A 13252-nucleotide genomic window follows, 5' to 3' on the forward strand; every position below is an offset into this window, starting at 1 on the left:
GACAGGGCCATGCGCGTTCACCTCAGCAACTGCGGCTCCATCAGCCTGATGGATGCCCACAATTTTCGGGCACTCGATGTGCTGATCGAGCCCCAGCCCGAGCCCCAGCTCGCGCAGGCCCTGACCCGCATCGGCACGCGCGACGGCGACAGCCATGTCTGGCTCTTCCCCCAGGTGCTGCGCTTTCTGGCCTGCCAGGCCGCAGACAGCGAATGGGACACGGGCTTTTCCGCCATGCTGGCCTATGCGCAGCAGCACGGCTGGGTCAATACCCAAGGCCAGGTGCGCGCGCACATCACCTTGGCTGCGGAAGACCAGGTCGTCTCGGTGGCCGACTTCAAGGCCGCGATGCGCGCCCTGCCCGCCGGCATCAGCGCCGTGACCACCGGCCAGGGCAAGGATGTTGCCGGCATGATCGTCTCCAGCCTCACCTCCATCTCGGCCGAGCCGCCGATGGTCGGCTTTTTTGCGCACAGCGCCTCGTCAATGGGCGATACCTTGCTGCAAACGGGCAAGTTTGTGGCCAATGTGCTGGGTGAGGAACACAGCCAGATCATCGCCAGCTTTCTGAGCCAGCCGCAGGGCGAGGCCCGCTTCAAGGAAGGCCGCTGGCACAGCAGCGAGCACCAGCTGCCCGTGCTGAGCGACGCGCTGGCCAGCATGGAATGCGACATCGTCTGCACCCACACCCTGGGCACGCACAAGCTGGTGGTCGGCAAGATCCGCAAGTCCTCCTGCAACAGCGCCAGCCCCGTGGTCAACTTCAACGCCAGCACCCACAAGCTGGTGCCCTTGGCCGCCTGATCGCAGACCAGAAAGGGGCTTGAAAGCATGGACTGGTTGCAACTGGACCAACGCATCTGCGTCGTCACCGGCGGCGCCAAGGGACTGGGCGCCGGCATCGTGCAAGCGCTGCTGGCGAGCGGCTGCCGCGTGGCTGTGCTCGACCACGACAGCGACGCGCTGGCACAGCTCGCCGCCACCCAACCCGATGACCAGCGCCTGCTGCCCATCCGCGCCGATGTCTCATCGCCCGCTGCGGTAGAGGCTGCGTTTCAAACACTGCAACAGCACTGGGGCGCCGGCCCCAGCGTGCTGGTCAACAACGCCGCCATCACCAGCGCCGCGCCACTGGCCGAGTTGGATCCTGGCATCTGGGAGCGCCAGTTGCAGATCAACCTGGGCGGCTACCTGCGCATGGGCCAGGCCTTCTACCGCCATTCCGACGCCAGCCTGCCGCGCGCCATTGTCAACATCGCCTCGATCTCCGCCCAGAACGCCCAGCCCCTGAGCGGCGGCTACAGCATGAGCAAGGCCGGCATCCGCATGCTGACTGCGCAAATGTGCCTGGAATGGGGCCCCGCCGGCATCCGCTGCAACACCGTCAGCCCCGGCCTGTTTGTGACCCCGCTGAGCGAGCGCTTCTACCGCAACCCGGACGACCGCGCCCGCCGCGAACAGGTCGTCCCGCTGCGCCGCATCGGCCAGATCGAAGAACTCGCCCAGGCGGTGGTCTTCCTCGCCAGCCCCCGGGCCAGCTATGTCCATGGCGCGGATCTGGTGGTCGATGGCGGCTTCAGCCATTCGCTGATGACGCATATTCCTCGGGCTTATGGGCAGGGGGAGCTGGATGCGGGGAAAGCGCAGCCTGGCTTGGTGCAAGCCACCAATCCAGGCGTCCGCAACATGTGAGACCCGTTCAGGGCAGTGGATCGCCCGCGCCCACCCGGTCCACAATCAAGCGGTAGTGCTCAGGCCTGCGGTGCTTGGCGAAATTGAAGACATGCTGGCGGAAATGCTCACCCAGCGACAGATCGGCGCTGACGCAAATGACTTCATCGTCCTCGGTCAGCGTGCGCGCCACTATCTCTCCGGTGGGCGCAACAATCACGGAGCTGCCAATCATGTGGTGGCCATCTTCGGAGCCGCATTTGGCCGCCGCCGCCACCCAGATTCCATTTTGGTAGGCATTGGCCTGCAATGAGATCAGGTGGGTGGTCGTGCGCAGATGCACCGGCTCATTCCAATGGATATTGAGCGACGGCGTGTTGTAACCCAGCATGACCACCTCGGCACTTTGCAAGGCCATCACGCGGTAGGTTTCCGGCCAGCGGCGGTCGTTGCACAGGCACATGCCGTATTTGACAGCGCCTGAATCGAACACCCTGAACCCCAGGTTGCCGACATCGAAATACTTTTTCTCCAGATGCTGGAATGGCGCCTCCGGCTTGTGCTCCATATGGCCTGGCAAATGGATCTTGCGGTACTTGCCGGTGATTTCTCCCTTCCGGTTGACCAGTACTGCTGTGTTGTAGGGTCGCCCGTCTTCCGCCAATTCCGCATAGCCCAGATAGAAGCCCACGCCCAACTCACGGGCGGCATCAAACAGCGGCTGTACCTCCGCGTTGGGCATCTGCGCTTCGAAGAATCTCGCTTGTGCATCCGCTTCTTCCATCCAGTAACGCGGGAAGAACGTCGTCAGTGCCAACTCCGGAAAAACGACCATCTCAGCGCCCCGGGCCTTGGCCTCACGCAGCATGGCCACCAAGCGCCGGACCACCGAGCCCCGGCTATCCGATAAATGAACAGGCCCCATCTGGGCCACGGCCAAACCAAGTTTTCGTGTTGTCATTTCCCGCACTCCTTTTGCGTTGTCTGCTGAGGCTCTGCCCGGCGCAGCACTTGCCCTGGCCGCGTGCCGGTAGGCTGGTGGCCATCCCACACCTGCTGCCCATTGACCCAGACTTGTTCGATTCCCTCGCTGGCCTGCACTGGCTCCTCAAACGTGGCCTTGTCCGAAACCCGTTGGGGGTCAAACACCACCAGGTCGGCAAAGCAGCCGGGCTCCAAACGCCCACGCTGCTCCAGCCCATACTGCTGCGCAGCCAGCCCCGTCATCCGGTGGATGCCTTCTTCCAGCGACAGCAAGCCGCATTCACGCACCATGCGCCGCAGCACGCGTGTGAAGGTGCCCCACTGGCGTGGATGGGGGTGTGGATCAAAAGGCAGGCCATCGGACCCCACCATCGTCAAAGGAAACGCAAAAATGCGGTCCACATCGTGCTGATCCATCAAGAAGTAGATGGCGCCGGCCGGTGACAGGCGCGCCAACAGCGCTTCATCGTCCAGGCCCCATTGCTGCTGCAGGTCGGCAAAATCCCGTCCTTTGGCTTCTGGGCAAGCGCTGGACCAGGTGATCATGGTGCGGCTTGCCAGGCGAACCCGGTCGAGCCGCAGCATGGTGGACGTGGCGGGATAAGGGTGGCAGTCCACACAAACGGGCTGCTTGCTGCTGGCCTCCCGGATCAGCGCCAGCGTCTCTTCCGAGCGACCATGGTTGCGCTCGCCAGCGAGCTTGTGGTGGGAGAAAACCACCCGGCAGTCTGCGTCGCGCCCCACGGCCAATGCCTCTTGCATCGCCGGGACAATGTCATCGGCCTCATCCCGCAGATGGGTGGCATACACGGCCTGGCGGCCGCGCAGTGGCTTGCAGACTTCGAGCAGCTCTCGGGTCGAGGCATGGCGTGCAGGCGGGTAGAAGGTGCCGGTCGAGATGCCGAAGGCCCCTTCGTCCAGAGCCTCGGTCAGCAAATCCCGCATCTGCGCGCACTCGTCATCGGTGGCTTCGCGCTGGTGGTCCGCCATCACCTTGACGCGCAAGGTGGTATGGCCCACCAGCGGGATGACATTGACCGCCGCTGGCTGCGCCTGCAAGGCTTGCAGCCACTCGCCAAATCGCCCAAAGCGAAACAACTCGGGCGGCCCCAGCAGATCCAGGGGCTGCGGCAGGTTTTGCTGCACCAGCGGCGCCAGACTGATGCCGCAGTTGCCGGTAACCACCGTGGTTATACCCTGGGAGACTTTGGGCACCATATCGCGGTGCACCAGCAGGTAGCCATCGTCATGGGTGTGCGAATCGATAAAGCCCGGTGCAAGGGCCAGACCCTGCAGGTCGATGACGGTATCACCGGCCTGCGCCTGCACCACGCCCACCTGGGCAATCCGCTCGCCCTCCACCGCCACATCGCCGCTATAAGCCCGCTTGCCAGAGCCGTCGATCAGCATCGCATTCTTGAATATCAGCACTTTCGTCTTCTCTTTCCGGGGCTGATCAGTTGAGCTTTGCGATCTTGCTGGACTGGATGATCTCGGTCCATTTTTTCGTCTCACGGGCAATCAATTGCTTGAAATCCTCCGGCGTGCCGCCCACCGGCTGGGCGCCCAGGCCTTGAAGACTTTCGCGCACGTTAGGCATCTTCAGCACCTTGTCCAGATCGGCCGCCAGTGCCTTGGCCTGCTCAGGCGTCATCTTGCGATTGCCCACCACACCGCCCCAGGAGACGATCTCATAGCCCTTGACACCCGCCTCGTCCATGGTCGGCACATCGGGCAACTGCTCGATCCGCTTGTCCAGCTGGGTCACGGCCAGCGCACGCACCTTGCCCGACTTGATAAGCGGCACCGCTTCGGAGCTGTTGATGAACATATAGTCCAAGCGCCCGCCCATCAGGTCCTGCAACGCGGCCGGCCCGCCCTGGTAGGGAACGAAAACGGTGTCGAGCTTTTCCAGATGGTTGAGCAGCTCCCCACTCATATGGCCGGTGGTGCCGACGCCCGAAGCCCCATAGGACAGCTTGCCGGGGTTCTTGCGCGCTTGGGCCAGCAAGTCCTGCACGGATTGGACGCTGGATGCCACCGGAACGATCAGCACGTTGTAGAGGTTGAACAGGTGCGAGACCGGAACCAGGTCCTTGTCCACGTCGTAAGGCAGGGTAGAGAACAGCGCGCGATTGACCGCCAGGGTGTTGATATTTCCATAGCCCACGGTGAGCTCGTTGCCCCTGATCACCTGCACCACACCGATATTGCCTGCTGCTCCGGGCTTGTTTTCTACAATCACCGGACGGTGGGCGTTCAGCGACCATTGGTTGGTAATGATGCGGCTGAGCACGTCCGGAGATCCGCCGGCCGCAGATGGCACGACAAAGCTGATCGGCTGGCTGGCGTTGCCCTGGGCAGCCGCGGGGCCCGGCTGGGCGGCCAGCATAGCAAGGGGCAACAGGAGGGCAAAACGGTTCAGAAGACGGCGATTCATGGCTTGGCTCTTTCATGGGTCTGAATATTGCTTGCAGCGTAAAGGACAAGCCGAACTCACCCAAATTGAAAAATGTCGGTGCATTCACAAACAAAGTTATATCGACCAGGGGTTAACACCACATGCCAAGCCACTCGCCTGAAACCAGCAGCCACGCCATTCACCCCCGCGTACTGAACATGCGGCAGCTGGAGGTGTTCCATGCCATCATGACCACCGGCACCATCAGCGGCGCGGCCTTGGCCTTGCATGTATCGCAGCCGGCGCTGAGCCGGGCACTGGCGCACTGCGAAGCCCGCCTGGGCTATTTGTTGTTTGAGCGGCTGGGCAGAAGGCTGCAGCCCACGCCCGAAGCCCAGCGCCTGCACGAAGAGGCGCGCGACGTGTACCGAGGCCTCGACCGGCTCAACACCCTGGCCCAGCGCATCGGCCATGCGGGCGTGGACACCTTGCACCTGGCCTGCAGTGCCACGTTTGCCAACACCTTGATTCCGCAGGCACTGCAGCAACTGATGCGCTACAGCCCGCAATTGCGCGTCGACTTTCGCACGGCGACCTATGACGAGTTGCCAGAGTACCTGCTGTCGGGTCAAGCCGATGTGGGCGTTTCTTTGGTGGAATCGAACCACCCGGGCTTGAAATCACGCTTGCTGGGCCGCCAGCGCCTGCTGTGCGTACTGCCCCCACAGCATCCGCTGGCGGACCAGGCCGTGGTGGATCCGCTTGCGCTGTGCGACACCGCATGGATCGGCTACCCGCCGGACACCCCGCTGGGACGCCTATGCGCCTCGGCGCTGGCGATGGATGCCAGCTCGGCGAGCATTCAGGTGCGCTCGCCGGCCATTGCCCTCAGTTGCGTTCAGACGGGCTTGGGCGCTGCCATTGTGGATGCCTCATGCATCCGGCATATCCCCCGCGATGACATCGTCGTCAGGCCATTGGCAACAGAGGTGTATTCCAGCATCTGGACGATAACGTCTGCGCGGCAGCCATGCCCGGCAACGGGCCAGCAATTCATCGATGCACTGCATGCGGTACTGAAACAGCTCAGTGCTGCCGAGCCCCAGCCGCCAGCCAGCAAAACTAGCGGCGCCGCCTAAGAACCTGTTCAAAGCATGCGGTGCCCGGCCCCGACCCAGCGATCAGCGGGGATGGACGGATGGCGGCCCATCAGGAAAACGTCAAATCCAAGCCCATGGTCCTGACCAAGGTAAAGGTCAGCAGCCCCAGCAGCAGTAGCGCCGCCAAAAAAATCGCCGCCACCTTGCCGCCTGCGCGCAGCACGGCGCGGGGGTCGCCACCCTTTTTGCCCTGGTCGTAATGCCATTTGATGGCAAAGAACATGCAGGTGCTGAACATGCCCAGCTTGAAGATCACGAAGACTACGGGGATCCAATCGATCATTTTGCAAATTTCCAGCCAATGACTTGGCACTGTCCGAGCCCCAGCAAGGCATGAGGCCGCAACGCCAGCGATTGCCATACAAGCATGGGCCGCTCTGCGTTCTGGTGCATAGTACGCAAAAGCAATTTCCATACATGCGGACAAATTGTCCCAGGGGCCGTCTGCAAAACCCTTGCCCAATGGGATGGAGCGGATCGCCCAAGTTGGCGTCCAGACCAAGGCAGTGCGTTTTGCAGAGGCCCCCTCGGCCCATCCATACATCCTCAGATACAAGCATGCAAGAAGACGACGCCCTCCCCTGGTTGCCGCGACTGAGCGCGCGGGGCGGGCCGCGCTTTTTGCAGATTGCCGATGCCTTGCAAGCGGCCGTGGCCGATGGGCTGCTGAAACCCGGCGACCGCCTGCCGCCGCAGCGCCATCTGGCGGCCTTGCTGGACGTAGACCTGACGACCGTCACCCGTGCCTACGACGAAGCCAGGCGTCGCCATCTGCTCGAAGGTCGTGGCGCGCGGGGCACCTATGTGGCAGCGCCCAAGGTGGCGCTGACGGCGGTGCTCGACCTGGGCATGAACACCCCGCCGCCGCCGGCGGGCCTGGATTTTGACGATCTGCTCAAGCAAGGCCTGTCGCAGGTCTTGATGGGCGCGGATGCTGCCCTGCTGATGACCTACCACCTGGGCGGCGGCAGCGATGTGGACCGCCAGGCCGGCGCCCAATGGCTCAAGCCCATGTTGGGGCCGGTCGATGCCGAGCAGTTGGTTGTCTGCCCGGGCGCGCAGGCGGCGATTGCCGCCTCCCTCCTGGCGCTGACTGAGCCGGGCGATGTGATCCTGGCCGAGCCGATGGGCTACCCCGGCCTGCGCGCGGCAGCGACGCAATTGGGCCGGCAGATCATCACCGTGTCCGCCGACCAGCATGGCATGCGGCCCGAGAGCCTGGAGCAGGCCTGCCGCCAGCAGCAGCCGGCGCTGCTCTACCTCAACCCCACCTTGCAGAACCCGACCGCCATCACCATGCCGCTTGCCCGGCGCCAGGCGCTGCTTGCCATCGCGCAGCGCTGCAAGGTCCGCATCGTGGAAGACGACCCCTACTGGCTGCTGGCCGAAGCACCACCGCCACCGCTGGCCAGCCTGGCACCCGAGCAGGTGCTGTATATCTCCACCCTGTCCAAATGCCTGACCCCAGGCTTGCGCGTGGCCTTTGTGCTGGTGCGCGATCCCGCACTGCGCGAGCGCTTTCTGGCCGCCCTGCGCGCCTTTGCGCTGATGGTCTCGCCGCTGTCTGCCGCGCTGGCCACGCAGTGGATTTTGGGCGGCTCGGCCTATGGGCTGATGGAAGGCGTGCGCAAGGAGGCCCGCTTGCGCCACCGCATGGCGCGCGATCTGCTGGCGGGCCGCTACAGCGGCGAGGGCGATGGCCTGCATGTCTGGCTGGAACTTCCGGGGTATTGGAGTCCCGCCCAACTCGCACAAGCCGCCCAGCGCGAGGGCATCGCCGTCACCCCGGCCGAGGCCTTTGCCAGCGGCGCGGCAGACACTGCCCAGATCAATGCCATCCGCATCTCGCTGGGCAGCATCAAGGACCGGGGGCGCTTGCAGGCGGGGCTGCAGCGCTTGTCGGCGCTGCTGGCGCGGCGGCCGGATGCGTTCACGGCTGCCGTGGTTTGACGACCGCCTTACCCAAGGACCCAGCCCATGCCCGCACCAGAAGACGACCGCGATCTGCTTGAGCACTACGTCGAGGCCTCCGCACCTTTTCTTGCACGCCACCCACAGCTGCTTGCTCCCAGTGAGATGCTGGACCAAACCGCGCAATTCGCCTACCACCCGCTGGTCCAACAGTTGGGCTGCTATGTGCTCAATGATGCAGACACCAGCGACCACTACCTTCTGGCCACCCGCTCGCCGCTCGCGGGCTGTGTGCTGTTCCTCAGCCACGATGGCGATACGCGCGCCGTTTTCGATTCGGCAACCAGCTTTTTGGTGGCGCTGCAGCAGGCGCAAGCCAGTGGCCAGGAAGTCTCCGATCTGCATCCCGCGCTATCCCCTCTGGCCCAGAACCAAGCTGCATTGGGTGCGTTCATGCACCAGCTGCTGGATGACCAGACATGGAATGAGGTGGTGCTCGCACTGATTCCTTCGCTCAACCTGGAAGACAAGGACCTGTTGCACAGACTGGTGGCCGATGACGACTTCTTTCTCGGCGAGGCCGTCGCTATGGCCATCGAAAAGCGCCCTGACCAAGCACTGCTAACCATGGCCCAGCTGGCCGCAGCGCATGCACATCCACAGGTTGCTCGGGCGGGAAAGCTTGCCGTTCAACGGATCCATCAGCTGGTCTAGGCTGCAGATACCACCCCGCCCGCCGCCTTATAAAAAATGGCAGTGTGAAGGGCTGAGGCACTCCAAATAGTCGCCGATACCTACCGCCAAAAGAAGGGCCTGTGCCTTCAGGCGGCGGCCAATTCCGACGCCTTGATATCCGCGATCGGCCCCAGAATGCTTCGGTCAAACGCCTTCATTGGCAGGCCTTGCTCAAGCTTGCGGGGCCAATCCGGGTTGCTGAGCGCGCCGCGCCCCAAAGCGATCAGGTCGGCGCCGTGGGCCAGCAGCTGCAGCGCGCGGTCGGCATCATGCAAACCGCCATTGGCGATGATGGTCAAGCCCGGCGCAAACCGGCGGGCCAGCTGAACCAAGCTCGGGCCTTCCGCGCCAAACGCGGGCTGCCAGGCTTCAAACTCGGTGAGATGGATGTAGTCCACGCCCGCATCCGCCAACGTGCCAAAGATGGTCTCAGCGCCTTGCTCGCCTTCGGCCCATTTATGGCCGAAGTCATTCACCTTGCCCTGGGACACGCGAATGCCCACCGGCACATCGGCACCGACTGCCGCGCGCACCGCCTGGATCGTGGCAACAGCAGCCTCCAGGCGCTGAGGCAATGCGCCACCCCAGCGGTCCGTGCGCAGATTGGTATGCGCTGTCAGGAACTGGTCCAGCAGATAGCCGTTGGCCCCGTGGATCTCGACGCCATCAAATCCTGCGAGGCCCACGGCACGGGCCGCCGCACTGCCAAAGTGGGCCACCACATCGGCCATCTCTTCTTGCGTTATGGCGCGCGGGATGGGGTACGCCCCTTCGCCCCGGTAAAACGGCATCTGCAGGCCGCGAGGCGGTACCGCAGACGGTGCAATCGTCTGCCCCGGCCGGTAGCGGTTGAACTGCGACAGCGCCCCGGCATGCTGCAGCTGCGCGATGGACCGCGTGCCGGAGGCCTGTAGTTGGGCGGTCAGCGGGCGCCAAGCCTGGGCCTGGTCATCGCTGGCCATGCCGGGCTGGTTTTCGTAGGTTTGCGACCAGGCCTCGTCGATAAAGCTGCCTTCGGTAATCACCAGCCCAAAACCACCTTGCGCAAAGCGCTGGTAGTAGCGCTGCATGGTGGCAGTCGGCAGCCCGTCGGGCGTTGCGGTCACGCGCGTCATCGGCGCCACCGCCAGGCGGTTGCGCAGGCTCAGCTGCTTCAGATCAAATGGCGTTTGCAGGGGCGAAGTATCCAGATTCACAAGATGTCTCATTAGTTGAAAATAACAATAACTAATCTAATGGCCTTCCCTGCCAAGCGGTAGTGGCACAAAATGGGATGCCTCAATATCAAAAATCGTTATGGATACCGATTCTGTGGCCGTCTTTGTAGCGGCCAGCACCGTGGGTAGCCTGGCAGGCGCATCGCGCCAGCTCGGCCTGACACCGATGGCCGCGTCGCGCCACCTGGCGGCGCTAGAGCGTTCGCTGGGCACGCGGCTGATGCACCGCAGCACCCGCGCCGTCACCCTTACCGCTGAAGGTGAGGAGTTTCTGCCCCTGGCCCGCACCATCCTCGATGCCGTCGGCGAAGCAGCCAGCACCCTGGCGCCTGCCGCACAAGGGGCCCATGGCCTGCTGCGTGTCACAACGCCCGGCGCATTTGGTCGGCGCATCCTGCTACCCGTGGCCGAGCAGCTCATGCAGGCCAACCCTGCACTGCGCGTTGATCTGCAGTTCGATGACAAGGTGACCGATATCACCGCCGCAGGCATGGACCTGGCCATCCGCATCGCGCCGCCCAGCGCATCAGACCTGGTTGCGCAAGAGCTGGCCCCCAACCCCAGGGTGCTCTGTGCCAGCCCCGCCTACCTGGCGCAGGCCCCCGCGCTGCACAGCTTGAAGGATCTCGACCACCATGCCTGCATCAAGCTCAGCAGCATGCCCAGTTGGCCGTTTCTGGTCGATAGCCAGGAGCGGCAGCTTAGGGTCAACGGGCGCTTTGGCTGCAACTCGGTGGAAGGCGTGCGCGCCGCCTGCCTGCGCGGCATGGGGCTGGCGATGATGACCCACTGGGATGTGGTGGACGAAACCGCAGACGGCCGCTTGGTCGCCATCACGCTCTCAGACGCCGTGCTCCCCAGCCTGTCGGTATGGGCGCTCTACCCCAGCCGCAAATACGTGCCGCAGCGGGTGCGCGTCTTGATGGCCGCGCTGAAATCGGCACTGGCACCTTCTTTAGACACAGCGCTATAATCCGCCCGTCGAAAAAGGCAGACTTGGTTTGGTAAGCCCAGGTCCTTCCCCACGGAAGCGCTGACTCTGCCCGCGCATGGGTCCCCACGACGAACTTGCACCGCATTTGCTTGCGGCCATCGGTTCGTCCCAGGGGTTCTCAAGACAAAGAATCACTCCGGCCGATCGGTCAAACGAGAGAGGACATGTCCATGCCTACGATCCCCCCTTACGACGTCATCATTGTTGGTGCAGGCCCCGTTGGCCTGCTGCTCAGCTGCGAGCTGCGGCTGGCCCAGTGCTCTGTGCTGGTGCTCGAGCAAGCCGGCGACCCGCACTCCCCGCTCAAGCAAGCGCCCTTTGGCATTCGTGGCCTCACTATCCCCTCGCTGGAGGCGCTGCAGCGCCGGGGCTTGCTGGAGGCCGTCACCGCATCTCTGCATGGTGGCGCGCCCGCCGCATCGCGCCCCCACTGGCTGCAGCATGCGCGCCGGCCCGGCGGGCACTTTGCGGGCCTGCAGTTTTTCCAGGACCAGATCGACACTACACGCTGGCCCTACCGGCTGCCCAGCCCCGTCAGCGAGAGCATGCCCACGACGATGGAGCGCCTTGAATCGGTGCTGGCACGGCGTGCGGCAGAACTGGGTGTGCATGTGCGCCGAGGGGTTCGCGTGACCGGCCTGGTGCAGTCAGCCGATAGCGTGCAAGTGCAAGCCGGTGATGCACAGCTGCAAAGCCGCTGGCTGGTGGGCTGTGATGGTGGCCGCAGCCAGATCCGCAAAGCCGCCGGTTTTGACTTCGCCGGCACCGAGCCCGAGTTCACGGGCTATTCGGTAGAGGCCACGCTGGAGAACAGCGCTGCCCTCAGCCCCGGCCGCCATTACACGGCCACGGGCATGTACACCTTCCAGCCACCGGGTACGATCGCCATGGTCGATTTTGATGGCGGCGCGTTCCACGGCAGTGCGCCCATCACTGCAGGCCATGTGCAAACGGTGCTGCGCCGGGTCAGCGGCAGCGATGCCGCGATCACATCGCTGCAACTCGCATCCACCTGGACCGACCGCGCCCGCCAGGCCAGCAGCTACCGCAAGGGCCGCGTGCTGCTGGCGGGAGACGCCGCCCATATCCACTCGCCCTTGGGCGGCCAGGGCCTCAACCTCGGTCTTGGGGATGCAATGAACCTGGGCTGGAAGCTGGCCGCCACCATCCAGGGCGACGCGCCAGAGGGCCTGCTGGACAGCTATACCGCCGAGCGCCACCCGGTCGGCGCCCAGGTGCTGGACTGGTCCCGCGCCCAGGTCGCCCTGATGCGACCCAGCCCCGCCACACGCGCGCTCGCCGATATCCTGCGCGACCTGGTCGCCACGCGCGACGGCGCCACCTACTTTGCCGATCGCGTCTGGGGCGCGACGCTGCGCTATGACCTGGGCGACCCCCACCCCTTGGTGGGCCGCAGCGCACCCGACTTTGCGCTGGCCGATGGCTCGACCCTCGCTGGCCATCTGCGCACCGGCCAGGGCTTGTTGCTGGACTTTGGCAGCGCCGCGCCATTGTGCGACTTGTCGGCAGGGTGGCAGGGGCGCCTTCGCTATATCGCCAGCAGCGCGGCTGATGAACTTGGCTTGCAATCGCTGCTGGTCCGCCCGGATGGCATCGTCGCCAGGGTGGGTGATGGTGTCGTGGTGCAGGACCAGGCAGCTGAGGCTATCCAGCGCTGGTTTGGCCAGCCGCTGCAGCGCTGATGCGCAGGCGGGGGGCCGGACCTTAATCCGGCTCCGGCCAAAACATCTTTCGGACCTGGTCGTTGAAGTAAGGCAGCATCAAGGTCAAACCGCCCGAGGCATTGGCCAGAAAATCCAGCACCTGGGCCCAGGAGGACTCGACGGAGAGCCAGTTGTTGCCGACGATAAACAGCAGCCCGCAGGCGGTGGTGACCAGGTTGAGCGCAGGCGCCCAGGGACGAAAGCGCATGCAGCCATAAAAACCGGCGCTCCAGCCCAGGATGATGAAGCACAGCAGCACGACCATCTCCCCCTCCAGCGCGATGGGAAACCGCAGCGGATGCTGCGAGGACAGCAGCTCGGTCCTGAAATCCATGCGGATGGACAGCACTAACAGCAGGACGGTGGCGATAACGAGCAGGCGGTAGCGATTTTTGGTCATGGGTCTGGGGCAAGTTGCGCCATGCTAGCAAATCGCCAACCGCTAGCGGCCTTCC

The 13252-nt window shown here is 64.2% G+C and carries 13 protein-coding genes; 7 read left to right on the forward strand and 6 right to left on the reverse strand.

What is annotated here, in order from left to right; translation table 11 throughout:
* Positions 1-9 precede the first annotated feature (9 nt).
* Positions 10-804, forward strand: a complete 795-nt coding sequence (locus tag WH265_RS03105; RefSeq protein ID WP_021028699.1) for a flavin reductase family protein — start codon at positions 10-12, stop codon at positions 802-804.
* A 27-nt stretch (positions 805-831) separates the two neighbouring features.
* On the forward strand, positions 832-1692 hold the full coding sequence (locus tag WH265_RS03110; RefSeq protein ID WP_339557279.1) for an SDR family NAD(P)-dependent oxidoreductase: 861 nt from the start codon (positions 832-834) through the stop codon (positions 1690-1692).
* Positions 1693-1699: 7 nt separating this feature from the next.
* Here WH265_RS03110 and WH265_RS03115 read toward each other — a convergent pair whose 3' ends face one another.
* The 3 genes from WH265_RS03115 to WH265_RS03125 are packed head-to-tail and all read right to left on the reverse strand — an operon-like array spanning position 1700 to position 5095.
* Positions 1700-2632: an N-carbamoyl-D-amino-acid hydrolase gene (locus WH265_RS03115; protein ID WP_339557411.1), complete on the reverse strand. Its 933-nt coding sequence runs from the start codon at positions 2630-2632 to the stop codon at positions 1700-1702.
* The gene (locus WH265_RS03120; RefSeq protein WP_339557412.1) at positions 2629-4065 is read right to left on the reverse strand and encodes an N-acyl-D-amino-acid deacylase family protein; all 1437 of its coding nucleotides are present in this window, start codon (positions 4063-4065) and stop codon (positions 2629-2631) included. The genes WH265_RS03115 and WH265_RS03120 overlap by 4 nt, the downstream gene beginning before the upstream one ends.
* Positions 4066-4111: 46 nt before the next feature.
* Positions 4112-5095, reverse strand: a complete 984-nt coding sequence (locus WH265_RS03125; RefSeq protein ID WP_339557280.1) for a Bug family tripartite tricarboxylate transporter substrate binding protein — start codon at positions 5093-5095, stop codon at positions 4112-4114.
* 122 nt (positions 5096-5217) lie between these two features.
* Between WH265_RS03125 and WH265_RS03130 the strand changes: the two genes are divergently transcribed.
* Positions 5218-6195, forward strand: a complete 978-nt coding sequence (locus WH265_RS03130; RefSeq protein WP_339557281.1) for a LysR family transcriptional regulator — start codon at positions 5218-5220, stop codon at positions 6193-6195.
* 70 nt (positions 6196-6265) lie between these two features.
* Here WH265_RS03130 and WH265_RS03135 read toward each other — a convergent pair whose 3' ends face one another.
* Entirely contained in the window at positions 6266-6499 is a 234-nt protein-coding gene (locus WH265_RS03135) for a hypothetical protein (RefSeq protein WP_339520006.1), read from the reverse strand.
* A 275-nt stretch (positions 6500-6774) separates the two neighbouring features.
* On the opposite strand from WH265_RS03135, the gene WH265_RS03140 reads away from it, so the two are divergent.
* Entirely contained in the window at positions 6775-8166 is a 1392-nt protein-coding gene (locus WH265_RS03140; protein WP_339557282.1) for an aminotransferase-like domain-containing protein, read from the forward strand.
* 27 nt (positions 8167-8193) lie between these two features.
* A complete protein-coding gene (locus WH265_RS03145) occupies positions 8194-8841 on the forward strand; it encodes a hypothetical protein (protein WP_339557283.1) in 648 nt (215 codons plus the stop codon).
* A 107-nt stretch (positions 8842-8948) separates the two neighbouring features.
* Here the strand turns inward: WH265_RS03145 and WH265_RS03150 are convergent, their stop codons facing one another.
* Complete coding sequence (locus tag WH265_RS03150) at positions 8949-10058, reverse strand: NADH:flavin oxidoreductase (RefSeq protein ID WP_339557284.1); 1110 nt, start codon at positions 10056-10058, stop codon at positions 8949-8951.
* A 100-nt stretch (positions 10059-10158) separates the two neighbouring features.
* On the opposite strand from WH265_RS03150, the gene WH265_RS03155 reads away from it, so the two are divergent.
* The gene (locus WH265_RS03155) at positions 10159-11052 is read left to right on the forward strand and encodes a LysR family transcriptional regulator (protein ID WP_021028689.1); all 894 of its coding nucleotides are present in this window, start codon (positions 10159-10161) and stop codon (positions 11050-11052) included.
* A gap of 185 nt (positions 11053-11237) precedes the next feature.
* Positions 11238-12776: an FAD-dependent monooxygenase gene (locus WH265_RS03160; RefSeq protein WP_445228477.1), complete on the forward strand. Its 1539-nt coding sequence runs from the start codon at positions 11238-11240 to the stop codon at positions 12774-12776.
* Between the two features lie 22 nt (positions 12777-12798).
* Here WH265_RS03160 and WH265_RS03165 read toward each other — a convergent pair whose 3' ends face one another.
* On the reverse strand, positions 12799-13197 hold the full coding sequence (locus WH265_RS03165; protein WP_339557286.1) for a hypothetical protein: 399 nt from the start codon (positions 13195-13197) through the stop codon (positions 12799-12801).
* Positions 13198-13252: the final 55 nt, after the last annotated feature.

Origin of the sequence: Comamonas sp. MYb396 (genome assembly GCF_037479555.1) — a bacterium.
GTDB lineage: Bacteria > Pseudomonadota > Gammaproteobacteria > Burkholderiales > Burkholderiaceae_C > Comamonas.

Coding starts and splice junctions, on each gene's coding strand:
- WH265_RS03105 (WP_021028699.1), top strand. CDS start 10: ATGCGCGTTCACCTCAGCAACTGCGGCTCCATCAGCCTGATGGATGCC.
- WH265_RS03110 (WP_339557279.1), top strand. CDS start 832: ATGGACTGGTTGCAACTGGACCAACGCATCTGCGTCGTCACCGGCGGC.
- WH265_RS03115 (WP_339557411.1), bottom strand. CDS start 2,632: ATGACAACACGAAAACTTGGTTTGGCCGTGGCCCAGATGGGGCCTGTT.
- WH265_RS03120 (WP_339557412.1), bottom strand. CDS start 4,065: ATGCTGATCGACGGCTCTGGCAAGCGGGCTTATAGCGGCGATGTGGCG.
- WH265_RS03125 (WP_339557280.1), bottom strand. CDS start 5,095: ATGAATCGCCGTCTTCTGAACCGTTTTGCCCTCCTGTTGCCCCTTGCT.
- WH265_RS03130 (WP_339557281.1), top strand. CDS start 5,218: ATGCCAAGCCACTCGCCTGAAACCAGCAGCCACGCCATTCACCCCCGC.
- WH265_RS03135 (WP_339520006.1), bottom strand. CDS start 6,499: ATGATCGATTGGATCCCCGTAGTCTTCGTGATCTTCAAGCTGGGCATG.
- WH265_RS03140 (WP_339557282.1), top strand. CDS start 6,775: ATGCAAGAAGACGACGCCCTCCCCTGGTTGCCGCGACTGAGCGCGCGG.
- WH265_RS03145 (WP_339557283.1), top strand. CDS start 8,194: ATGCCCGCACCAGAAGACGACCGCGATCTGCTTGAGCACTACGTCGAG.
- WH265_RS03155 (WP_021028689.1), top strand. CDS start 10,159: ATGGATACCGATTCTGTGGCCGTCTTTGTAGCGGCCAGCACCGTGGGT.
- WH265_RS03160 (WP_445228477.1), top strand. CDS start 11,238: ATGTCCATGCCTACGATCCCCCCTTACGACGTCATCATTGTTGGTGCA.
- WH265_RS03165 (WP_339557286.1), bottom strand. CDS start 13,197: ATGACCAAAAATCGCTACCGCCTGCTCGTTATCGCCACCGTCCTGCTG.